26 protein-coding genes are annotated in these 21,399 nt (G+C 55.7%); all 26 read right to left on the reverse strand.

Translation table 11 applies throughout. From position 1 onward, the window contains the following. Positions 1 to 18 precede the first annotated feature (18 nt). The 26 genes from rpmD to rpoB all read right to left on the reverse strand — a co-directional run bounded on the left by rpmD (position 19) and on the right by rpoB (position 21,311). Positions 19 to 198, reverse strand: a complete 180-nt coding sequence (rpmD, locus tag GS_RS14255) for a 50S ribosomal protein L30 (RefSeq protein ID WP_010943468.1) — start codon at positions 196 to 198, stop codon at positions 19 to 21. Between the two features lie 21 nt (positions 199 to 219). Beyond that, positions 220 to 708, reverse strand: a complete 489-nt coding sequence (gene rpsE, locus GS_RS14260) for a 30S ribosomal protein S5 (protein WP_010943469.1) — start codon at positions 706 to 708, stop codon at positions 220 to 222. A gap of 22 nt (positions 709 to 730) precedes the next feature. Next, positions 731 to 1,099: a 50S ribosomal protein L18 gene (rplR, locus tag GS_RS14265; protein ID WP_010943470.1), complete on the reverse strand. Its 369-nt coding sequence runs from the start codon at positions 1,097 to 1,099 to the stop codon at positions 731 to 733. A gap of 18 nt (positions 1,100 to 1,117) precedes the next feature. Beyond that, on the reverse strand, positions 1,118 to 1,657 hold the full coding sequence (gene rplF, locus GS_RS14270; RefSeq protein WP_010943471.1) for a 50S ribosomal protein L6: 540 nt from the start codon (positions 1,655 to 1,657) through the stop codon (positions 1,118 to 1,120). 28 nt (positions 1,658 to 1,685) lie between these two features. Then, the gene (gene rpsH / locus GS_RS14275; protein WP_010943472.1) at positions 1,686 to 2,084 is read right to left on the reverse strand and encodes a 30S ribosomal protein S8; all 399 of its coding nucleotides are present in this window, start codon (positions 2,082 to 2,084) and stop codon (positions 1,686 to 1,688) included. Between the two features lie 36 nt (positions 2,085 to 2,120). Continuing rightward, a complete protein-coding gene (locus GS_RS14280; RefSeq protein ID WP_010943473.1) occupies positions 2,121 to 2,306 on the reverse strand; it encodes a type Z 30S ribosomal protein S14 in 186 nt (61 codons plus the stop codon). A 19-nt stretch (positions 2,307 to 2,325) separates the two neighbouring features. Continuing rightward, entirely contained in the window at positions 2,326 to 2,865 is a 540-nt protein-coding gene (gene rplE, locus GS_RS14285; protein ID WP_010943474.1) for a 50S ribosomal protein L5, read from the reverse strand. 14 nt (positions 2,866 to 2,879) lie between these two features. Further along, entirely contained in the window at positions 2,880 to 3,206 is a 327-nt protein-coding gene (gene rplX / locus GS_RS14290; RefSeq protein ID WP_010943475.1) for a 50S ribosomal protein L24, read from the reverse strand. 23 nt (positions 3,207 to 3,229) lie between these two features. Next, positions 3,230 to 3,598, reverse strand: a complete 369-nt coding sequence (gene rplN / locus GS_RS14295) for a 50S ribosomal protein L14 (protein WP_010943476.1) — start codon at positions 3,596 to 3,598, stop codon at positions 3,230 to 3,232. Positions 3,599 to 3,611: 13 nt separating this feature from the next. Further along, positions 3,612 to 3,869 carry a 30S ribosomal protein S17 gene (gene rpsQ, locus GS_RS14300; RefSeq protein ID WP_010943477.1) on the reverse strand — a complete coding sequence of 86 codons (258 nt, stop codon included), beginning with the start codon at positions 3,867 to 3,869 and terminating at the stop codon, positions 3,612 to 3,614. A 12-nt stretch (positions 3,870 to 3,881) separates the two neighbouring features. Then, positions 3,882 to 4,070: a 50S ribosomal protein L29 gene (rpmC, locus tag GS_RS14305; protein WP_010943478.1), complete on the reverse strand. Its 189-nt coding sequence runs from the start codon at positions 4,068 to 4,070 to the stop codon at positions 3,882 to 3,884. Continuing rightward, positions 4,060 to 4,482 (reverse strand): 50S ribosomal protein L16, encoded by a 423-nt coding sequence (rplP, locus tag GS_RS14310; RefSeq protein ID WP_010943479.1) that lies wholly within the window; start codon positions 4,480 to 4,482, stop codon positions 4,060 to 4,062. Before rplP ends, rpmC begins: the two co-directional genes overlap by 11 nt. Positions 4,483 to 4,500: 18 nt before the next feature. After that, positions 4,501 to 5,136 (reverse strand): 30S ribosomal protein S3, encoded by a 636-nt coding sequence (gene rpsC, locus GS_RS14315; protein WP_010943480.1) that lies wholly within the window; start codon positions 5,134 to 5,136, stop codon positions 4,501 to 4,503. 17 nt (positions 5,137 to 5,153) lie between these two features. Next, entirely contained in the window at positions 5,154 to 5,489 is a 336-nt protein-coding gene (gene rplV, locus GS_RS14320) for a 50S ribosomal protein L22 (protein ID WP_010943481.1), read from the reverse strand. 22 nt (positions 5,490 to 5,511) lie between these two features. Continuing rightward, positions 5,512 to 5,793, reverse strand: coding sequence for a 30S ribosomal protein S19 (gene rpsS / locus GS_RS14325; protein ID WP_010943482.1), 282 nt, complete (start codon positions 5,791 to 5,793; stop codon positions 5,512 to 5,514). 27 nt (positions 5,794 to 5,820) lie between these two features. After that, positions 5,821 to 6,645, reverse strand: a complete 825-nt coding sequence (gene rplB, locus GS_RS14330) for a 50S ribosomal protein L2 (protein WP_010943483.1) — start codon at positions 6,643 to 6,645, stop codon at positions 5,821 to 5,823. Positions 6,646 to 6,669: 24 nt separating this feature from the next. Next, a complete protein-coding gene (locus tag GS_RS14335; RefSeq protein WP_010943484.1) occupies positions 6,670 to 6,954 on the reverse strand; it encodes a 50S ribosomal protein L23 in 285 nt (94 codons plus the stop codon). Then, the gene (gene rplD, locus GS_RS14340; protein ID WP_010943485.1) at positions 6,951 to 7,574 is read right to left on the reverse strand and encodes a 50S ribosomal protein L4; all 624 of its coding nucleotides are present in this window, start codon (positions 7,572 to 7,574) and stop codon (positions 6,951 to 6,953) included. The genes GS_RS14335 and rplD overlap by 4 nt, the downstream gene beginning before the upstream one ends. Before the next feature lie 24 nt (positions 7,575 to 7,598). Then, the gene (rplC, locus tag GS_RS14345) at positions 7,599 to 8,231 is read right to left on the reverse strand and encodes a 50S ribosomal protein L3 (protein WP_010943486.1); all 633 of its coding nucleotides are present in this window, start codon (positions 8,229 to 8,231) and stop codon (positions 7,599 to 7,601) included. A 27-nt stretch (positions 8,232 to 8,258) separates the two neighbouring features. Next, on the reverse strand, positions 8,259 to 8,567 hold the full coding sequence (rpsJ, locus tag GS_RS14350) for a 30S ribosomal protein S10 (protein ID WP_010943487.1): 309 nt from the start codon (positions 8,565 to 8,567) through the stop codon (positions 8,259 to 8,261). A gap of 18 nt (positions 8,568 to 8,585) precedes the next feature. Then, the gene (gene tuf, locus GS_RS14355; protein ID WP_010943488.1) at positions 8,586 to 9,776 is read right to left on the reverse strand and encodes an elongation factor Tu; all 1,191 of its coding nucleotides are present in this window, start codon (positions 9,774 to 9,776) and stop codon (positions 8,586 to 8,588) included. 27 nt (positions 9,777 to 9,803) lie between these two features. Next, entirely contained in the window at positions 9,804 to 11,882 is a 2,079-nt protein-coding gene (fusA, locus tag GS_RS14360) for an elongation factor G (protein WP_010943489.1), read from the reverse strand. 41 nt (positions 11,883 to 11,923) lie between these two features. Beyond that, a complete protein-coding gene (rpsG, locus tag GS_RS14365; protein WP_010943490.1) occupies positions 11,924 to 12,394 on the reverse strand; it encodes a 30S ribosomal protein S7 in 471 nt (156 codons plus the stop codon). Between the two features lie 22 nt (positions 12,395 to 12,416). Next, on the reverse strand, positions 12,417 to 12,788 hold the full coding sequence (gene rpsL / locus GS_RS14370; RefSeq protein ID WP_010943491.1) for a 30S ribosomal protein S12: 372 nt from the start codon (positions 12,786 to 12,788) through the stop codon (positions 12,417 to 12,419). Between the two features lie 133 nt (positions 12,789 to 12,921). Further along, complete coding sequence (gene rpoC, locus GS_RS14375) at positions 12,922 to 17,109, reverse strand: DNA-directed RNA polymerase subunit beta' (RefSeq protein ID WP_010943492.1); 4,188 nt, start codon at positions 17,107 to 17,109, stop codon at positions 12,922 to 12,924. Between the two features lie 89 nt (positions 17,110 to 17,198). Beyond that, on the reverse strand, positions 17,199 to 21,311 hold the full coding sequence (gene rpoB, locus GS_RS14380; RefSeq protein ID WP_010943493.1) for a DNA-directed RNA polymerase subunit beta: 4,113 nt from the start codon (positions 21,309 to 21,311) through the stop codon (positions 17,199 to 17,201). Between the last annotated feature and the right edge of the window lie 88 nt (positions 21,312 to 21,399).

Raw genomic sequence — 21,399 nt, forward strand, 5'->3', positions numbered from 1 at the left:
CATACACCTCTGGAGAGATTACTCTACTACCTTCACCATGTGGGCGACCTTCTGAACCATACCCACGATTTCAGGAGTGTTCTTGAGTACGACCGTCTTGTTGACCTTGGTCAGACCGAGGCCGTTGAGTACGGCGCGTTGCTTGCTGGTCGTCCCGATATGGCTCCGGACGAGTGTAATTTTAAGTTCAGCCGACATGCGTTCCCCCGTTAACTCACACTATTCCGTCACGCCTCTGCGTGCCATGATCTCTTCAGGGCTCCGCAGCTGCGCCAGACCGTTGAAAGCAGCCTTGACCACGTTGTGAGGGTTGTTAGATCCAAGGCACTTAGACAGCACGTTATGCAGACCTGCCGCCTCGAAGACGGCTCTGGCAGCGCCACCCGCGATCACACCAGTACCGGCAGAAGCCGGCTTGATAAGTACGCGCCCCGCACCAAAGTGACCAAGCACTTCATACGGTATGGTATGGCCTTCTACAATCGGGACTTTGATCAGGTTCTTCTTTGCCTGCTCCACCCCTTTGCGAATGGCTTCGGGGACTTCGTTCGCCTTGCCGAGTCCGTAACCGACACAGCCATTACCGTCGCCGACGACAACCAAGGCTGAAAAACTGAACCGCCTACCGCCTTTAACAACCTTGGCAACACGGCTGATATGGACAACCTTGTCCGTAAGATTCAAATCATTGGGGTTGATCTTGTACAAGTTGATGCCTCCTTGTTCCCGATTAGAAGGTCAGGCCGTTTTCACGGGCCGAATCCGCCAGCGCCTTGATTCGTCCGTGATATAAGAAACCGTTTCTATCGAACACGACGGTCGCAATGTTCTTTTCGAGAGCGCGCTTCGCAATCAGGGCGCCAACCCGTTTTGCAGCCTCGACATTACCGCAGTGATTCAGGCTCTCTGAAGCCTCTTTCTGTACCGTTGAGGCAGAAACGAGCGTGGTTCCAGTCGTGTCATCAATGATCTGAGCGTAAATGTGCTGTGCGCTCTTGAACACATTAAGACGCGGACGCTCGGTCGTACCGCGGATCTTCTTTCTCACCCTCGTCTTACGCTTGAGGTGGGCCACTTTTTTCTGAGCAAGAGGACTCAATTCTCTTCTCCTTAACGGCTATTTTTTACCTGTTTTGCCGGCTTTTCTCAAAATCTTCTCGTCAGCGTACTTGATCCCCTTCCCTTTGTAGGGCTCAGGGCCGCGGAACGAGCGAATCTTTGCCGCTGTCTGACCAACGAGTTCCTTGTCTATCCCCTTCACGACAAGCTTGGTCATCTTATCGACCTCGACGATGATTCCCGCCGGAAGCGCATAGTTGATCGGGTGGGAGTACCCGAGACTGAGGTTGAGCACATCGCCCTTCGCTTCAGCCCGGTAGCCAACCCCGTTGATCTCAAGGGCACGCTCGAAGCCTTTCGTTACCCCGACAACCATATTGTTCACGAGTGTACGGGTGAGACCATGTGCAGACCGTGCTTTCAGGCCGTCATCCGCACGCTTGACCTCAATGCTTGAAGGGGTGATTTCAAGGGATACTCCATCCATCACCTGCCGCGACAGTTTTCCCTTGGGCCCTTCGATCGTCAGGACGGAATCACTGAATTCGACCTTGACCCCGCTCGGTATTTCAATAGGACGTTTGCCAATCCTGGACATGACGTTATGACTCCTTGATCCCTTATAATTACCACACCGTGCAGAGAACTTCTCCGCCAACCCCGGCTTCGCGGGCTGACTTGTCGGTGATCAGTCCTTTGGAGGTCGACAATATCGCTACACCCATACCGTTTTTCACGCTCGGAATCTTATCGCTCCCGACATAGACACGACTCCCGGGCTTGCTGACCCGCTTGATCTCGTTGATCACGGGGTCCTTTTCGTCAATATACTTCAGGTAGACGCGCAAAACGCCCTGGCGGCTGTCAGCTATAACTTTGTAGTTCTTGATGAAGCCTTCTGCCTTAAGAACATTGGCAAGGTTCACCTTGAGGTTCGACGAGGGAATGTCGACCTTCTGCAGTCGCGCCATGTTGGCGTTGCGTATCCTCGTCAGCATATCGGCAATGGGGTCTGTCATCGACATGGAACGTACTCCTCTTTATATTTACCGTTTAACTGGTTACCAGCTTGACTTGATCACGCCGGGAATCTGTCCGGCCGAGGCAAGCTTACGCAGGCAGATCCGGCACATATCGAACTTGCGATAATAGGCCCGTGGTCTCCCGCACAGAGGACAGCGATTATACTCGCGAACCTTGAATTTGCTGCCCCTTTGAGCCTTTATGATCATTGATGTCTTTGCCACTGGTAGTCCTCCACAGATGTTAGTGCCTGAACGGCATGCCGAGATGCTTGAGAAGAGCCCTGCTCTCCTCATCAGTCTTTGCCGACGTTACAATGGTTATGTTCAGACCCTTGATCTTGTCGATTTTGTCGTAGTTGATCTCAGGAAAAATAAGCTGCTCTTTAACACCAAGCGAGTAGTTGCCCCGTCCGTCGAACCCTTTGGCAGAAACGCCTTTGAAGTCGCGAACGCGAGGGAGCGCCACGTTGATGAGTCGATCAAGGAACTCATACATCTTTTCGCGGCGCAGGGTGACCATGCAGCCGATCGGCATCCCCTGGCGAAGTTTGAAGCCAGCGATCGACTTCTTTGCCTTGGTGATGACGGCCTTTTGTCCCGCTATTGCGGCAAGCTCCTCGACAGCCGAGTCAAGGATCTTGACATTCTGGATCGCTTCACCAAGCCCCATATTGACGACGATTTTTTCGATCTTCGGTACCTGCATGACGTTCGAATAACCGAAGTCTTTTGTCAGCTGTTCGACGATCTCTTTATGATAAAGCTCTTTAAGCCTTGCCATCTTCCCCTCCAGTCCTATTTATCAAAGGCTTCGCCGCACTTGACGCAGACGCGAACCTTCTTGCCGTCTTCGAGGATGGCCTTCTTTGCCCTCACCGGCTTTTCGCACTTGCCACAGTAGAGCATTACGTTAGACACATGGAGGGGGGCCTCTTTTTCCACTATGCCGCCAGGCTCATTACCACGTGCACGCGTGTGGCGCTTGACGATATTGAGTCCTTCCACAAGCACTCCATCTCTTTTCGGAAGAATACGGAGGACCGTGCCGGTCTTGCTCTTGTCCTTGCCTGTTACGACAGAGACGGTATCGCCCTTTTTGATATGAAACTTTTTATCGAGCATTGAACTTTCTCCACGGAGATGATTTACAGAACCTCTGGGGCCAGAGAAATAATCTTCATGAACTTCTGGGCCCTGAGTTCCCTGGCGACCGGCCCGAAAATACGGGTGCCAACGGGTTCGCGCTGGTTGTTGATTACAACACCAGAGTTATCGTCAAATCGGATGTAGGAACCGTCCGGACGCCCGATTTCCTTTGCGGTGCGAACAATGACAACCTTGACCACATCGCCCTTTTTGACTTTTGCGTTAGGAACAGCTTCCCTGACTGAACAAACAACGATGTCGCCAACCCCGGCATACTTGCGCTTCGATCCGCCGAGCACTTTTATGCAGAAAAGTTTTTTGGCCCCCGAGTTGTCCGCCACATCGAGTACAGTTTGCATCTGAATCATGTGAACACTCCTGCTATTCGACCCTGTCGATAATCTGACGAACTTTCCAGCGCTTGTCTTTGCTCAGGGGGCGCGTTTCCACAATCAGCACCCTGTCTCCTGTTTTGCAGCTATTATCAGTATCGTGTGCCTTATATTTAACACTACGCTTAATGTACTTATTATAGACGGGATGTTTCACAAGATGCGAGACCCTGACAACAACTGTCTTGTCCATCTTGTCACTGACAACAACCCCAACCTGGGTCTTTCTGTTCCCGCGCTGACTCATAGCTTCCTCTCTTTAGCCTCTTTTCTCACTAAGGATGGTCTTGATCCGGGCGATATCTTTCTTGACGGAGGATATCTTCGCCGTATTCTCCAACCGCCCGGTATGAAGCTGGAAACGAAGGTTGAACAACTCTTGCGAGAGTTCTGCAGCCTTAGCCGTCAACTCTTCCATTGATTTATTTTTCAGTTCACTAGCTTTCATGGCCATCCTTCCTGGAGATAAATTTCGTTCCAACAGGAAGCTTATGGGCAGCAAGGCGGAAAGCCTCGCGTGCGATCTCTTCGGTTACCCCTTCCATCTCGTACAGAACCTTACCGGGTTTCACCACGCAAACCCAGGAGTCAGGGGATCCCTTGCCCTTGCCCATACGAGTTTCAGCAGGCTTAGACGTGAGGGGCTTGTCCGGGAAGAGCCGAATCCAGATTTTTCCTCCCCGCTTAATGTAACGGGTCATTGCGATACGGGCGGCCTCAATCTGCCGTGAATCAACCCAGCCACATTCAGTCGCCTGGAGGCCGAATTCCCCGAACGCGAGGGAAGCGCCGCGCTGCGCATCTCCCTTCATGCGCCCTTTCATCTGCTTTCTATGCTTAACTCTTTTGGGCATCAACATTGCTAAAAGCTCCTGTTTCTATTTTTGACCGGGGAGAACTTCGCCCTTAAAGATGAGGACCTTGACACCAATAATACCGTAGGTCGTCTTCGCTTCCGCAAAGCCGTAGTCAATATCAGCTCTCAGCGTATGAAGCGGCACCCTGCCTTCACGGTACCATTCGGTCCGCGACATCTCAGCACCGCCAAGACGTCCCGAGCAGGTTATCCTGATACCTTTGGCGCCGAACTTGAGGGAGGACGTAACACTCTTCTTCATCGCGCGGCGAAATGCGACACGACGTTCGAGCTGAAGGGCAACGTTCTCCGCCACGAGCTGCGCATCGAGCTCAGGCTTCCTGACTTCCTGAATATTGAGGTAGATCTCTTTGTCAGTGAGCTTGGCAAGCTCTTTCTTCAGGGTTTCCACCTCAGCGCCCTTCTTACCGATGATAAGGCCGGGCCGGGCGGTATAGATGTTGATCTTGGCCTTATTCGCGGCCCGCTCAATCTCTATCTTGGAAACGCCTGAATTGTAGAGACGCTTTTTAAGAAAATTACGAAGCTTGAGATCCTCGTGCAGAAGCTTCGAGTAATCGGCCTCCGCGTACCACCGCGAATCCCACGTCCGTATAACACCAAGCCTGAATCCAACAGGATTTACTTTCTGACCCAAGACACCACCTCCAGTCGTTATTGCTTGTCTGCCAGAACCACCGTGATGTGGCTGGTCGGTTTTCTGATCTTGCTTGCCCTGCCCATTGCCCGCGGCACGAAGCGCTTGAGTACCGGTCCACCGTCCACGGAAATGCTCTTTACGTAGAGGCGGTCAACGTCTGAAGCGCCTTTCTGCTCGGCATTGGCAACAGCTGACCGAAGAAGCTTGGATACGAGTTTCGCAGACGCCTGCGGCGAAAAACGCAGAATAGTGAGTGCGTCCTGTATTCCCTTGCCCCTGACCATGTCTACGACAAGACGTGTCTTGCGCGGTGAAAGGCGGGCAAATGTCAATTTTGCGCTGGCTTCCATCTGTGAATGCTCCTTTTAAGAATTACTTCTTCTTGAGCTTGCTCTTCTTGTCGGCCGCATGACCGTGAAAGGTCCGCGTCGGGGCGAATTCGCCAAGCTTATGTCCCACCATGTTTTCAGTGACAAAGACAGGAATAAACTTCTTCCCGTTGTGCACGGCAAAGGTCAATCCGATGAAATCAGGAGTAATGGTAGAGCGCCTGGACCATGTCTTGATGACCTTTTTGGAGCCTGCACTCTCTGCGGCAACCTTCTTGGCAACATGATCATCTACAAAGGGGCCTTTTTTTATCGAACGAGCCATGGTGTCAATCCTTTGGACTATTGTTTGTTATTTCGAACGCTTCTTAACAATGAAGCGGGTTGAAGTCTTGTTCTTGCGCGTCTTGTAACCCTTGGTCGGAATACCCCACGGAGTTACGGGGTGACGACCACCGGAAGTACGACCCTCACCACCACCATGGGGGTGATCGACCGGGTTCATAGCAACACCGCGAACCTTCGGTCTGCGCCCAAGCCAGCGAGAACGCCCCGCCTTGCCAATAGACACATTCTCGTGATCGATATTGCCAACCTGGCCGATGGTAGCCATGCAATCAAGCAGCACCATCCTCACTTCGCCGGACGGAAGCTTCACCTGAGCATACTTGCCTTCTTTGGCCATGAGCTGAGCAAAGGTACCTGCGCTGCGGGCAAGCTGGCCACCCTTCCCGATTTTAAGCTCGATGTTATGAATGATTGTACCCAGCGGGATTGCGCGCAAAGGAAGCGCATTGCCCGGCTTGATATCAGCATTCGAACTGGCAACGATGCTGTCGCCCACCTTGAGATCGAGCGGAGCGAGGATATAACGCTTTGCACCGTCTGCATAGTGGAGCAGAGCAATCCGCGCACTTCTGTTGGGATCGTACTCGATGCTCGCGACTTTGGCCGGGACTTCCACTTTGTTCCTGCGGAAATCAATTATGCGGTACTTTTTCTTGTGTCCACCACCGATATGACGGGCAGTAATCCTGCCGAAGCTATTACGGCCGCCAGTCTTCTTTATGGTGACAATGAGAGACTTTTCGGGAGTTGATGTTGTAATCTCATCAAACGCAGAGCACGTCTGGTGCCTGCGTCCCGCCGAAGTAGGTTTATATGTCTTGATCGCCATGGTATGTCACTCCACTGCTCAGGTTTATATTTCGAAGAAATCGACGCTGCTTCCCTCTTTCAGGGTCACGTACGCCTTCTTCCAGTTGGAACGCTTGCCATAGTGACGGCCGAAACGCTTGACCTTCCCAGCGACATTGACCGTGTTAACTTCGGCGACCTCGACCTTGAAAAGCTTCTCAACAGCTTCCTTGATCTCGATCTTGTTCGCGTCGCGGTCGACCTCGAAGGAGACGACGTTCTTCGAATCCTTCTCGATGGTTGTCTTTTCAGTGATGAGTGGCTTCTTTATCACGTCGTACAGGTTCATGACTGCAACACTCCTTCGATCGTACGAACAGCCGACTGGGTAACGATGATGTTATTATATTTGACGATGTCGAAAACATTCAGGTGTTCTGCCTTGAGTACTTTGACATCTTTCACGTTACGGGCCGACAGTTCAAGGTTGAGATTCGGCTCGTCCACAACCACGAGCGTCTTGGCCAGATCGAATGCCTTCAGCACCGTCACGAATCCCTTGGTAGAGATAGACGGGAGAGTAAAGGAGTCAAGAACGGACAGTTTGTTCTCCTTGTAAAGCATCGAGAGCGCAGACCGTACGGCTGCCTTGCGCGCCTTTTTATTCATTGAGAGGTTGTACACCTTCGGACGGGGACCGAACGCAACACCACCTCCGACGAAGTGCGGTGCTCGAATGCAGCCCTGACGGGCTTGACCGGTACCCTTCTGACGATAGGGTTTCTTGCCGCCACCGGAAACAATTGCACGGTTCTTTACCGACACGGTTCCCGCGCGGCGATTGGCAAGTTGAACCTTTATAGCCTCGTGGATGAGATATTCTTTGACCTCGCCATTGAAGACGTTGTCATTGAGATCCATTACACCCACTTTGTTTTTGCTGATATCAAACACATCAATGGTTGCCATACTCATTCTCCAGAATCTGCCGGTCTATCGAGGCTTGACGGTATCCTTCACAAGGACGATTCCATTTTTCGCCCCGGGAATCGCCCCTTTGATGAGCAGTATATTGTCGGCGGCATCAACGCGAACCACCTGCAGTCTCTGCACGGTCACCCTTTCATTACCGAGCTGGCCGGGCATCTTCTTGTTCTTGAAGACGCGTGAGGGGTAGGCTGAGCTGCCGATCGAACCGGGGGCGCGATGAAAGCAGGAACCGTGTGAAGAACGCCCGCCACGGAAGCCCCAGCGCTTGATAACGCCTTGAAAGCCCTTACCGATACTGGTGCCGGTAACATCGATATACTCACCAACTTCAAACGCGTCCGCGGATATAACGTCGCCAACATTATAGCGGTCGACATCATCGAGCCTGAACTCGCGAATGTGTGCGAATGCGCCTTGGCCGGCCGCCTTGATGTGGCCGAGCATAGGCTTGGTGACTTTTCTTGCCTCCTGGGACAGAAAACCAACCTGAATAGCATCATAGCCGTCAGTTGCACTGGTCTTCTTCTGGAGCACGACACACGGACCGGCCTGAACGACAGTAACCGGAATGCGCTTGCCGTCTTCTGCAAAGATCTGGGTCATCCCCAGCTTTTTCGCTATAAGTCCCTTCTTCATGGTTGCAGTCCTATTCTAGAGTTCTCGCTAGAGCTTGATTTCAACATCCACACCGGCCGAAAGGTCGAGCTTCATAAGCGCATCAACCGTTTGCTGGGTCGGGTCGAGAATGTCGATGAGACGCTTGTGGGTCCTAATCTCGAACTGCTCGCGAGATTTCTTGTCCACGTGCGGTCCACGAAGTACGCAGTACTTGTTGATTACGGTGGGAAGCGGAATCGGACCCGCCACACGGGCGCCGGTGCGCTTCGCCGTGTCAACAATCTCTCCGACCGATTGGTCGAGGAGTTTATGATCAAATGCCTTAAGGCGGATTCTAATCTTTTGACTTGGCATCTCTTCCTCGCAACAACGTTATTCGATAATGGAGCTGACGACGCCGGCGCCCACAGTACGGCCACCTTCGCGAATCGCGAACCGAAGACCTTCATCCATCGCGATCGGCGTGATCAGGTTGATCGTCACCGCCACGTTGTCGCCAGGCATTACCATCTCAGTCCCGGCAGGAAGGTCTACTACGCCAGTCACGTCCGTCGTACGGAAGTAGAACTGCGGACGGTACCCGTTGAAGAACGGCGTGTGACGGCCACCTTCTTCCTTCGTCAGGATGTACGCCTCGGCCTTGAACTTGGTGTGCGGAGTGATGCTCCCCGGCTTCGCAAGCACCTGGCCACGCTCGATGTCTTCACGCTTCACCCCCCGCAGAAGGGCACCGATGTTGTCACCGGCGCGGCCTTCGTCCAGAAGCTTGCGGAACATCTCGACTCCGGTCACCGTGGTCTTGGCAGTGGCCTTGATCCCGACGATCTCGACCTCCTCACCCACCTTGACAATTCCGCGCTCCACACGCCCCGTGGCTACGGTACCGCGACCGGAGATCGAGAATACGTCCTCCACAGGCATCAGGAACGGCTTGTCTACGGCCCGCTCGGGCTCGGGAATATAGTTGTCAACGGCTTCCATCAGCTTCAGGATGGCTTCTTCGCCCAGCTCGTCCTTGTCGCCATTGAGCCCCTTGAGCGCGCTCCCCTTGATGATCGGGATGTCGTCACCCGGGAAGTCGTAGGAGGAGAGCAGCTCGCGAATCTCGAGCTCTACCAGCTCGAGCAGCTCTTCGTCGTCTACCATGTCGGCCTTGTTCAGGAACACGACAATGTAGGGCACGCCAACCTGACGGGCAAGCAGGATGTGCTCGCGGGTCTGCGGCATGGGGCCATCGGCGGCGGATACGACGAGGATCGCGCCGTCCATCTGCGCCGCACCGGTGATCATGTTCTTTACATAGTCGGCGTGACCCGGGCAGTCCACGTGGGCGTAGTGACGCTTCTCGGTCTCGTACTCCACATGGGACGTGGCGATGGTGATACCGCGCTCGCGCTCTTCCGGAGCGTTGTCAATCTGGTCAAAACCACGGAACTCTGCCTGGCCGCGCTCTGCCAATACCTTGGTTATGGCCGCCGTCAGCGTGGTCTTGCCATGGTCTACGTGGCCGATCGTTCCTATGTTGACGTGCGGTTTCGTCCTCTCGAATTTTGCCTTTGCCATGCAGGATTCCTCCCTCGCTGAATTTGACTAGCCTTTAACCTTTGCGACGATTTCTTCGGATACCGACTTAGGCACCTGCTCGTAATGATCGAATGTCATCGTGTAGGTTGCCCGGCCCTGTGTGGCGGAACGGAGGTCCGTGGCGTAACCGAACATCTGAGCCAGCGGAACCATTGCGCTGACAACCTGAGCGCCGGCACGCCCCTCCATCCCCATGATTCTGCCACGGCGGGAGTTCAGGTCGCCGATCACATCGCCCATGTATTCTTCCGGAACAACGACCTCCACCGACATGATCGGCTCGAGCAGCACGGGGCCTGCTTTAGCCGCCGCCTCTTTGAAGGCCATGGAACCGGCAATTTTAAATGCCATTTCTGAGGAGTCAACCTCGTGGTACGATCCGTCAACGAGGGCGACCTTGAAATCAACCGTCGGATAACCAGCGAGAACCCCGGTTTCCATCGCCTCCTGAATCCCCTTGTCAACTGCCGGGATATACTCCCTGGGAACAACACCACCCTTGATCGCGTCCACAAACTCGTAGCCCTTGCCAGCCTCTTGAGGCTCAAGCTCGATCCAGACATGGCCATACTGACCACGACCACCGGACTGCCGGACGAATTTGCCTTCGACTTTAACCTTTTTGGTAACAGTCTCGCGATAGGCAACCTGCGGCTTACCAACGTTTGCCTCAACCTTGAATTCGCGCATGAGGCGGTCAACGATAATCTCGAGGTGCAGTTCACCCATGCCCGAAATGATGGTCTGACCCGTCTCCTCATCCGTTCTGACACGGAACGAAGGATCTTCACTCGCAAGCTTCTGAAGACTGATGCCGAGCTTCTCCTGATCGGCCTTCGTCTTGGGCTCAATGGCAATAGCGATAACCGGCTCGGGGAACTCAATAGACTCGAGCACTACCGGGGAATCTTCAGGGCAAAGCGTATCGCCGGTCGTCGTATACTTGAGGCCAACCGCCGCCGCGATGTCGCCAGCATAGACCTCTTTGATTTCTTCACGCTTATTGGCGTGCATTTTCAGCAGGCGGCCAATACGCTCTTTCTTTTCTTTCGTGGAGTTATACACGTAGGAACCGGAGTTGAGCACGCCGGAATATACACGGAAGAAGCAGAGCTGACCCACAAAGGGGTCTGTCATGATCTTGAAGGCAAGAGCCGAGAACGGCTCGTCATCGGACGCCTTGCGGGTTATTTCCTCGCCGGACTTGGCATCGATACCGGTAATTGCGGGAATGTCCAGCGGCGAAGGAAGATATGCGACCACTGAGTCAAGAAGGTTCTGAACCCCCTTGTTCTTGAATGCAGAACCACAGATGACCGGACAGATTTGTATATCGATCGTTGCCTTGCGAACGGCAGCCTTGATTTCGTCAGTAGTGAGCTCTTCACCGCCGAGATACTTCTCCATCAGCGCATCATCAAACGTAGCAATTTCTTCTATGAGCTTCTCACGGTACTCTTGCGCCATCTCTGCCAGATCAGCAGGAATCTCCGCCTCATGATACTTGGCGCCCAGGGACTCCTCGTCCCAAATAATCGCCTTCATCTCGACGAGGTCAACAACCCCGCGATAGGTATCTTCGGCCCCGATCGGCAGCTGAATCGGCACAGGATTAGCCTTGAGGCGATCACGAATCATGCCGACGCCGCGAAAAAAGTCGGCACCGACTCGATCCATCTTATTAATAAAGGCAATGCGAGGAACGCGATACTTGTCGGCCTGGCGCCAGACTGTTTCCGACTGCGGCTCAACACCGCCAACGGAACAGAATACAGCAACAGCCCCATCAAGCACACGCAGGGAACGCTCGACCTCGATAGTGAAATCCACGTGACCAGGAGTATCAATGATATTGACCCGATGGTCGCCCCAGAAACAGGTCGTAGCTGCCGAGGTTATCGTAATCCCCCGCTCCTGCTCCTGCTCCATCCAGTCCATGGTGGCGGCCCCTTCGTGAACCTCACCAATCTTATGCGTCACACCGGTATAATAGAGTATGCGCTCAGTTGTCGTCGTCTTGCCGGCGTCAATATGAGCCATAATCCCGATGTTACGGGTTTTTTCAAGCGAAACCTGACGTGCCACGAATCCCTCCAGTTAGCGTTTCAAAGACCAGCTACTTACTACTACCAGCGATAATGCGCAAAAGCCCTGTTAGCCTCAGCCATACGATGCGTATCCTCGCGCTTCTTCACCGCAGCCCCGCGGTTATTGTAAGCATCGAGAATCTCACCGGCGAGCTTGTCGGTGATAGTCTTCTCGGAACGCTCATTGGCATAACGAACAAGCCAACGCATAGCAAGCGACACCCGGCGGTCGGCCCGAACCTCAACCGGCACCTGGTAGGTGGAGCCACCAACGCGCCGCGACTTCACTCCGAGCATAGGCTTAATATTATCGAGACACTTCTTAAGAACCTTCACAGGCTCCTCGCCAGCCTTCTGCGACACGATATCAAGCGCACCATAAAGCGCGCGCTCAGCCGTACTCTTCTTGCCATCAAGCATTATGACGCTCACAAGCTTGGCAACAACCCGATCATTGAACTTGGGGTCGGGAAGAATAACCCTTTTGGCAACTTCTCTTCTTCTCGGCATATTACCCTCTCACCAAAGTCGTTTACTTGGGCCGCTTGGCGCCATACTTGGAACGACCCTGCTTCCGGTCCTTAACACCCACAGAGTCGAGTGTTCCACGAACAATATGATAACGGACACCAGGAAGGTCCTTGACCCTTCCACCCCGAATAAGAACAACGGAGTGCTCCTGCAGGTTGTGCCCGACACCCGGAATATACGAAGTGACCTCGATTCCGTTCGTCAAGCGGACCCGCGCAACCTTACGGAGCGCGGAGTTCGGCTTCTTCGGGGTCGTGGTATACACCCTGGTGCACACCCCCCGCTTTTGCGGACAACTCTTGAGAGCAGGCGAATCCGACTTTACCTTCTTACCCTGCCTGCCACTGCGAATCAACTGGTTAATCGTAGGCATATATCCCTTCTCCCAATACCCGCCCAAAGGGGCATTCTCCCTGCGGAAGCGACAAAAATATCAGTCAGACAAGACACTGTCAAGTCTTTTTTCATTTTTTTCGAGGAGGGGCTGACCCCTCCTCGTCTGTTTTCTACTCGTCAAACGAGTCGACATCATCCTCCATGTCGACATCAAAGTCATCCTGGGGCCGCATGGGCTCAACCACCTCAAACTCTTCAACGGCAGCCTGCTCGGCAACAAGCTTGAGGTTACGGTAACGAGAAAGCCCAGTCCCAGCAGGGATGAGCCGGCCCATAATAACATTTTCCTTAAGCCCACGAAGGCTGTCGACTTTACCTTCAATGGCAGCCTGTGTCAACACTTTTGTCGTCTCCCGGAAGGAAGCCGCCGATATGAACGACTCCGTCGAGAGAGACGCCTTGGTGATACCGAGCAACAGCGGCTCAGCGATGGCCGGCCGTCCTCCTTTAGTGAGGACACGATCGTTTTCCTCCTCGAACACAGACCGTTCGAGTTGATCGTCGATAAGGAAGCTCGTGTCCCCCACGTCTTTGATGCGAACGCGGCGCAGCATCTGGCGGACAATGACCTCAATGTGCTTGTCGTTGATCTTGACGCCCTGGAGCCGGTAGACTTCCTGAACTTCGTCGACGAGGTACCGCGCGAGCTCCTTGAGGCCGAGGACCCTCAGGATGTCGTGGGGATTGGATGACCCGTCCATCAGAGCCTCACCGGCCCGCACATAATCGTTCTCATGAACACTTATGTGCTTGCCTTTGGGGATGAGGTATTCCTTGGGCTCACCCATCTCAGGGGTAACGATGACCTTCCGCTTGCCCTTAGCATCCTTGCCGAAAGTGACGAGACCGTCGATTTCCGAAATGACGGCAAAGTCCTTCGGCTTGCGGGCTTCGAAAAGCTCGGCAACGCGGGGCAGACCGCCCGTAATATCCTTGGTCTTGGTGGTCTCCCGCGGAATCTTGGCGATAACGTCACCAGCGTTGACAAAAGAGTCTTCCTGGACCGAGATATTGGCGCCAACCGGAAGGAAATAGCGGCCCATGGCGATTTCACTGATCTTGACGGTTTTGCCGGCCTCGTCCTTGATCGTGATACGTGGCCGCTTGTCGGGATCGCGGGACTCGATGATCACCTTGCGGGAAAGCCCGGTGACTTCGTCGAGCTGCTCCTCCATGGTTACCCCTTCGACGATGTCGCCGAACTTGATCCGACCAGTAACCTCAGTGAGGATGGGGATGGTGTAGGGGTCCCACTCGGCAAGGGTCTCGCCCGGCTTGACCACATGGTCGGGACCAGCCTTGATCTTGGCACCATAGACGATGGCGTATTTCTCGCGCTCGCGGCCGGTCTCATCGACAACCGCCAGTTCACCGTTGCGGTTCATGACGATGTGGTGCCCTTCCGAGTTGACAACGCTGTTGATATTGATGAACTTCACGCGTCCCTCGGTCCGGGCTTCCAGCGAGGTCTGCTCGGCATGCCGCGATGCGGTACCACCGATGTGGAAGGTACGCATGGTGAGCTGCGTACCCGGCTCGCCGATCGACTGGGCGGCAATGACGCCGACCGCTTCACCGAGGTTGACCAAGTGACCGCGAGCCAGGTCGCGGCCATAGCACTTGGCGCAGATACCGCGCCTGCTCTGGCAGGTGAGCACTGACCGGATCTTGACTCGCTCAAGCCCCGAGTCCTCGACCTTTTTCACCAGGTTTTCATCGATCTCCTGGCTTGCTGCGACGAGAACCTCGCCGGTGACCGGATCGAGGATATCGTCAAGTGCAACCCGGCCGAGGATGCGGTCGCCGATGTGCTCGATGATCTCTCCCCCCTCGGTGAGGGCGGAGACGACAAGCCCGTCGAGGGTACCGCAGTCATTCTCGGTGATTATGGCATCCTGCGCCACGTCCACGAGTCGCCGGGTGAGGTAGCCGGAGTTTGCGGTCTTGAGGGCCGTGTCGGCGAGACCTTTCCGGGCGCCGTGCGTCGAAATGAAGTACTGGAGTACGTTCAGACCTTCGCGGAAGTTGGCGGTAATCGGCGTCTCGATGATCTCGCCCGACGGCTTGGCCATGAGGCCCCGCATCCCGGCAAGCTGGCGAATCTGCTGGGCCGAACCCCGGGCACCCGAATCGGCCATCATGTGGATGGAGTTGAAGGACGGAATCTTGATCTCCTGCCCCTCCGGGGAAACGACCGTGTCCTTGGAGAGGTTGTCGAGCATCTCCTTGGCAATCTCCTCCGTGGCTTTCGCCCAGATGTCGATAACCTTGTTGTAGCGCTCGCCATCCGTAATGAGACCCTCGGTGTACTGGTTCTGGATTTCCTGAACCTCTTCAGTCGCCTTCTCGATGATCACCTGCTTCCCTTCCGGGATCACCATGTCATTCATGCAGATGGAGATACCCGCCAGGGTCGAGTAGCGGAAACCGGTTTCCTTGAGCCGGTCGGCCAGGATAACGGTCTCCTTGTTACCCGCCAGGCGGTAGCAGACGTCGATCAGGTTCGTAAGCTCCTTCTTGCTCATCACCTTATTGATGGCGGAGTAAGGAATCACCTCGGGCAGAATCTCCCGCAGAATGATCCGGCCGACGGTGGTGTCAATGATCTCGGGCAGTTCCTGCTCATCGGCCTGGACGTTCTTCATCCGGACCTTGATGCGGGCCTGGATGTCGACCTCGCCCGCGTCGAAAGCGATGCGGACCTCGTCGGGAGACGAGAATATCTTGCCCTCGCCTTTGGCGAAATTCCGCTCGCGCGTCATGTAGTAAATCCCGAGAACCATGTCCTGGGACGGCACGATGATCGGCTTGCCATGGGCAGGCGAGAGGATGTTGTTGGTACTCATCATGAGTACACGGGCTTCCACCTGGCTCTCGATGGAAAGCGGCAGGTGAACCGCCATCTGGTCACCGTCGAAGTCGGCGTTGAACGCGGTACAAACGAGCGGATGGAGCTGGATCGCCTTGCCTTCGATGAGCACCGGCTCAAAGGCCTGAATGCCGAGACGGTGCAGGGTCGGCGCCCGGTTAAGCATGACCGGGTGCTCCTTGATAACCTCTTCGAGCACGTCCCACACCTCGGGCCGCTCCTTCTCCACCATCTTCTTGGCGCTCTTGATGGTGGTGACGAAGCCCCTCTCCTCCAGCTTGTTATAGATGAACGGCTTGAAGAGCTCCAGAGCCATCTTCTTGGGAAGGCCGCACTGATGCAGGCGAAGCTCGGGGCCCACTACGATAACTGAACGGCCCGAATAGTCGACCCGCTTACCGAGCAGGTTCTGCCGGAAGCGGCCCGATTTCCCTTTCAACATGTCCGAAAGGGACTTGAGGGGGCGCTTGTTGGGACCGGCAATGGCGCGGCCACGGCGGCCGTTGTCGAACAGGGCATCAACCGCTTCCTGAAGCATCCGCTTCTCGTTGCGGATGATGACCTCCGGAGCCTGCAGTTCCATGAGGCGCTTGAGGCGGTTGTTGCGGTTAATGACACGCCGGTAAAGATCGTTCAGGTCCGAAGTGGCGAAACGGCCGCCATCCAGCGGAACCAGGGGACGGAGTTCCGGCGGGAGGACCGGAATGCACTCCAGAATCATCCACTCAGGGCGGTTGCCCGACTCCTTGAACGCCTCAACTACCTTGAGGCGCTTGGCGGTCTTCTTCCGCTTGGCCTCACTGGTTGCCTCCATCATCTCTATCCGGAGCTGTTCAGCAAGCTGGTCCAGATCGAGGGCCTTGAGGCAGTCGCGGATCGCCGCAGCTCCCATGCCGGCCTCGAAGCGGTCGCCATGCTCCTCACGGGCCTTGAGATACCTGTCTTCCGTCAGGACTTCAGCCATGGAAAGCCCCGTGTCTCCGGGGCTGGTCACGGCATACGCCTCGAAATAGAGCACCTTCTCAAGATCCTTTAGAGAGATGTCGAGCAGGTTGCCGATCCGCGACGGGAGAGACTTGAGGAACCAGATATGGGCAACGGGCGTGGCAAGGTCGATGTGACCGAGACGCTCGCGACGCACTTTCGAGGGGATGACCTCGACGCCGCACTTCTCGCAGACGATGCCGCGGTGCTTCATCCGCTTGTACTTGCCGCAGTTGCACTCATAGTCCTTGGTGGGACCGAATATCTTGGCGCAGAAGAGACCGTCGCGCTCCGGCTTGAACGTCCGGTAGTTTATGGTCTCCGGCTTCTTGACCTCCCCAAAAGAGCGTTCGCGGATCTTGTCCGGGGACGAAATGGAGATGCGAATGGCCGAGAAGTGAAGCGGGTCTTTCGGTTTATCAAAAAAGCTGAAAAAATCTTCCAATGTCTGATCCTCCTCAGCGTAGGAGTGAGTGCTTTCCGTGTACGTTTCAACGGGCCGGTGGGACGATGCCGGCCGGCCCGGACAAGCTGCTAGTCTTCATCCCCTTCGAGCAGTTCCACATCGAGGCAGAGGGACTGGAGTTCCTTGATAAGAACGTTGAAGGATTCTGGAAGCCCCGGCTCAAGGGTGTGCTTGCCTTTGACGATGGCCTCGTACATCCGCGTCCGGCCCGCCACGTCGTCGGACTTGACGGTCAGGAATTCCTGAAGCGCATAGGCGGCACCGTAGGCTTCCATGGCCCAGACTTCCATCTCCCCGAGGCGCTGGCCGCCGAACTGAGCCTTGCCGCCGAGCGGCTGCTGGGTCACAAGGCTGTAGGGTCCAATGGAGCGGGCATGGATCTTATCGTCGACCAAGTGATGAAGTTTGAGGACATACATGACCCCGACGGTGACCTTATGCTTGAAGGGCTCACCGCTCTTGCCGTCATAGAGGGAAACCTGCGCGGTTTCATCAAATCCGGCTTTATCGAGCATGCTCCGGATCTGCTCCTCCGAGGCCCCCTCGAAGACGGGGGATGCCATAGCAACGCCCCGCTGGAGCCGCTTTGCAACGTTCATGAGCTCGTCTTTGTCGAGAGAGTCAAGGAATGTGTCCATCTCTGTGGTGCCATACACATCCTTGAGGTAGCCCTTGATGTGGTCGGCCGGCGAGTAGCTTTCAAGCATCTCTTCGATCTTCCAGCCGATGCCCTTGGCTGCCCATCCCAAGTGGGTTTCGAGAATCTGGCCCACGTTCATACGGGACGGAACACCGAGGGGGTTCAGAACGATCTCGACCGGACGACCGTCCTCCATGTATGGCATGTCTTCTTCGGGGAGGATACGGGAGACGACACCCTTGTTACCGTGGCGCCCGGCCATCTTGTCCCCCACCTGGAGCTTTCTCTTGATGGCGATGTAGACCTTCACCATCTTGATGACGCCCGGCGGCAGGTCGTCGCCACGCTTCAGCTTCTGGACCTTGTCATCGAACACGTAACGGATTATATCGATCTGCTGCTGGAGTGTCTGGAGAATCGCCGACACTTTCTCATCGACCCCCGCCTCGCCGGACACGGAAATCTCGTCCCAACGATCGAGCGGGATCGCGTCAAGGGCCTCTTCGGTAATGGCGGCACCCTTGGCGATGACGGTCCGGCCGCTCTTGTCCTCCACCTTGACCGCAGCGGACTTGCCGACGAGGAGCTTCTTGAGCTTGCCCACGGCGGAATTGCGGATGATGCGGATCTCGTCCTGCTCATCCTTGCGCAGTTTGTCCTCTTCCATCCGCTCGATCATCTCGGTACGGGAGTCCTTATCAGCCCCCTTGCGCGAGAAGATTTTGGCCCCGATGACGGTTCCCTCGACCCCCGGCGGGACGCGCAGGGAGGTATCGCGGACATCTCCCGCCTTCTCGCCGAAGATGGCACGGAGGAGCTTTTCCTCCGGCGAAAGCTGGGTTTCGCCCTTGGGGGTTATCTTGCCCACGAGGATGTCTCCCGGCTTCACCTCCGCACCGATCCGGATGATCCCCGACTCGTCCAGGTCCTTTAGGGCCTCTTCGCCGAGGTTCGGGATATCGGAGGTGATTTCCTCCTTGCCGAGTTTGGTGTCGCGAGCAACGCACTCGAACTCCTCAATGTGGATCGAGGTGTAGCGGTCGTCCTTCACGAGCTTTTCGGACACGAGGATGGAGTCCTCGAAGTTGTACCCGCCCCACGGCATGAAGGCAACAACCACATTCTGCCCAAGGGCGAGTTCGCCCATGTCGGTGGAGGGACCGTCGGCAATGACGTCGCCCCGCTTGACATGGTCGCCCACCTTGACCACCGGCCGCTGGTTGATGCAGGTGTTCTGGTTTGAACGGGCGAACTTGATCAGATTGTAGATGTCGACACCGGTGCCGGTTTCATCGAACTCGTCCTCGTCGATCTTGACAACGATGCGAGAGGCATCGACCGACTCGACGATGCCGGTATGGCGCGCCACCACTGACACCCCGGAATCCTTGGCAACGACGCGCTCCATACCAGTGCCCACGAGGGGCGAATCGGCCTTGAGGAGCGGCACGGCCTGGCGCTGCATGTTCGACCCCATGAGTGCGCGGTTGGCGTCATCATTCTCCAGGAACGGGATGAGCGATGCGGCCACGGAGACGAGCTGCATGGGAGCAACGTCCATGAGTTCGAGTTCGTCCCGGTGGACCAGCAGAAACTCGCCCGACTTGCGGGCCGATACGTATTCGTTAACGAAGCGGCCGTCTGCGTCCATCTCGGCGTTGGCCTGGGCGATTGCATGCCCCTCTTCCTCCAGAGCCGAGAAAAACTTGACGTCGCTTGTTACCTTGCCGTCCTGGACGATGCGGTAAGGGGTCTCCACAAAGCCGTGCTCATTGATGCGCGCGTAAGTGGAGAGGGACGCGATGAGACCGATGTTCGGACCTTCAGGAGTCTCGATGGGGCAGACCCGGCCGTAGTGGGTCGGGTGTACGTCGCGGACCTCGAAGCCAGCACGTTCGCGAGTCAGACCGCCCGGTCCGAGGGCCGAGAGCCGTCGCTTGTGGGTAACCTCGGAGAGGGGGTTCGTCTGGTCCATGAACTGCGAGAGCTGGGACGAACCGAAGAACTCCTTGACGACCGCTGAGACGGGCTTGGAGTTGATCAGGTCGTGCGGCATGAGGTTCTCGACCTCCTGGAGACTCATCCGCTCTTTAATGGCCCGCTCCATACGGACGAGGCCGATCCGGTACTGGTTCTCCAGCAGCTCGCCCACGGCGCGCACGCGGCGGTTACCCAGGTGATCGATGTCATCGATGGTGCCCTTGCCGTTCTTGAGGTCGATCAGGTAGCGCACCACCTCGAGCACGTCGTCTTTCGTCAGCGTCTGGCAGTCGAGGGGAACGTTCAGCCCAAGCTTGAAATTCAGCTTGAGACGACCAACGGCAGAAAGGTCATACCGCTCGGCATTGAAAAACAGGTTCTCGAAGAGGGCCTGTGCGCTCTTGAGGGTCGGCGGATCGCCGGGGCGCAGGCGGCGGTAAATCTCGATGAGAGCCTCTTCCGTTGCCGCAATCTTGTCGGCGATGAGCGTATCGCGAAGCGATGAAGTCACATGGAGGTTGTCGATGAAGAGCACCTTGAACTCAGTGATCCCCTTAGCCTTGATGTCATCGAGGCGCGCCTGGGTGATCTCGTCGTTGCACTCTACGATGACTTCCCCGGTGGACGGGTCAACGATATCGTTGGAGGCATACTTGCCGAGCACTTCCTCCATGGTAATCGGAATCTGCGTGATGCCGTGCTCAGTCATCTTGCGGATTGCTGCCTTGGTGAACTTGCGGTTGGCCTTGAGCAGCACTTCGCCCGTCTTAGGCGCAACGATGTCGACAGATGCCTTCTGGCTCGCGAGCAGCTCCGGATCGGCTTTCTTCCACATGCCCTCGGCGGCGACGAGGATCTCTTCGCTCTTATAAAAGTAGTTCAGCAGAGCTTCGGCGGAATAGCCAAGTGCCTTGAGCAGCACGGTCGCCGGCATCTTGCGGCGGCGGTCGATCCGCACGAAGAGGATATCTTTGTGGTCGAACTCGAAATCGAGCCAGGAGCCGCGGTAGGGAATTACCCGTGCCGAATAAAGCACCTTGCCACTGGAGTGGGTCTTGCCTTTGTCATGGTCGTAGAAAACGCCCGGTGAGCGGTGGAGCTGGCTGACGATAACCCTCTCCGTACCATTTATGATGAACGTACCGTTCTCGGTCATGAGCGGGATCTCGCCGAAGTAGACCTCCTGCTCCTTGATATCGCGGATGGAACGGACGCCGGTATCCTTATTCACGTCCCAGACCACGAGCCGAACCTTCACCTTCATGGGAGCGGCGAAGGTCATCCCGCGCTGGTGGCACTCCTCAACATCATACTTGGGAGCGCCAAGAGTATAGGTAACGTACTCAAGCGAGGCAGTATCGCTGAAATCCTTTATGGGAAAGACGCTTTTAAAAACCGCCTCAAGCCCACTGTTCTTGCGGGCCTCGGGGGGAGTGTCGATCTGGAGGAATCGTTTGTAGGAATTCTTCTGGATGTCAATCAGATTGGGGATGTCGATGATCTTCTTGATCTTGGCGAAATTCTTGCGCAGAAGCTGGTTATTCGCAATTGAATAAGCCATATATTCTCCTTCGGCGATGCCCTTGGGGCATTCAACCCACTGGAATTATTGGAAACTAGGCACCCACTCCCGTCACTACGGTCACCGC

The sequence above is a fragment of the Geobacter sulfurreducens PCA genome, assembly GCF_000007985.2.
In the GTDB taxonomy this organism is placed as follows: domain Bacteria; phylum Desulfobacterota; class Desulfuromonadia; order Geobacterales; family Geobacteraceae; genus Geobacter; species Geobacter sulfurreducens.

Bases quoted from the DNA above. Each gene is read 5' to 3' on its own strand.
- rplV (WP_010943481.1), bottom strand. From the start codon at position 5,489: ATGGAAGCCAGCGCAAAATTGACATTTGCCCGCCTTTCACCGCGCAAG.
- rpsS (WP_010943482.1), bottom strand. From the start codon at position 5,793: ATGGCTCGTTCGATAAAAAAAGGCCCCTTTGTAGATGATCATGTTGCC.
- rplE (WP_010943474.1), bottom strand. From the start codon at position 2,865: ATGGCAAGGCTTAAAGAGCTTTATCATAAAGAGATCGTCGAACAGCTG.
- rplX (WP_010943475.1), bottom strand. From the start codon at position 3,206: ATGCTCGATAAAAAGTTTCATATCAAAAAGGGCGATACCGTCTCTGTC.
- rpsH (WP_010943472.1), bottom strand. From the start codon at position 2,084: ATGTCGATGACAGACCCCATTGCCGATATGCTGACGAGGATACGCAAC.
- rpoB (WP_010943493.1), bottom strand. From the start codon at position 21,311: ATGGCTTATTCAATTGCGAATAACCAGCTTCTGCGCAAGAATTTCGCC.
- rplP (WP_010943479.1), bottom strand. From the start codon at position 4,482: ATGTTGATGCCCAAAAGAGTTAAGCATAGAAAGCAGATGAAAGGGCGC.
- rpsL (WP_010943491.1), bottom strand. From the start codon at position 12,788: ATGCCTACGATTAACCAGTTGATTCGCAGTGGCAGGCAGGGTAAGAAG.
- tuf (WP_010943488.1), bottom strand. From the start codon at position 9,776: ATGGCAAAGGCAAAATTCGAGAGGACGAAACCGCACGTCAACATAGGA.
- rplD (WP_010943485.1), bottom strand. From the start codon at position 7,574: ATGGCAACCATTGATGTGTTTGATATCAGCAAAAACAAAGTGGGTGTA.
- rplN (WP_010943476.1), bottom strand. From the start codon at position 3,598: ATGATTCAGATGCAAACTGTACTCGATGTGGCGGACAACTCGGGGGCC.
- rplC (WP_010943486.1), bottom strand. From the start codon at position 8,231: ATGAAGAAGGGACTTATAGCGAAAAAGCTGGGGATGACCCAGATCTTT.
- rplF (WP_010943471.1), bottom strand. From the start codon at position 1,657: ATGTCCAGGATTGGCAAACGTCCTATTGAAATACCGAGCGGGGTCAAG.
- rpsQ (WP_010943477.1), bottom strand. From the start codon at position 3,869: ATGAGTCAGCGCGGGAACAGAAAGACCCAGGTTGGGGTTGTTGTCAGT.
- GS_RS14335 (WP_010943484.1), bottom strand. From the start codon at position 6,954: ATGAACCTGTACGACGTGATAAAGAAGCCACTCATCACTGAAAAGACA.
- rpsJ (WP_010943487.1), bottom strand. From the start codon at position 8,567: ATGCCAAGTCAAAAGATTAGAATCCGCCTTAAGGCATTTGATCATAAA.
- rpsG (WP_010943490.1), bottom strand. From the start codon at position 12,394: ATGCCGAGAAGAAGAGAAGTTGCCAAAAGGGTTATTCTTCCCGACCCC.
- rpmD (WP_010943468.1), bottom strand. From the start codon at position 198: ATGTCGGCTGAACTTAAAATTACACTCGTCCGGAGCCATATCGGGACG.
- rplB (WP_010943483.1), bottom strand. From the start codon at position 6,645: ATGGCGATCAAGACATATAAACCTACTTCGGCGGGACGCAGGCACCAG.
- rpmC (WP_010943478.1), bottom strand. From the start codon at position 4,070: ATGAAAGCTAGTGAACTGAAAAATAAATCAATGGAAGAGTTGACGGCT.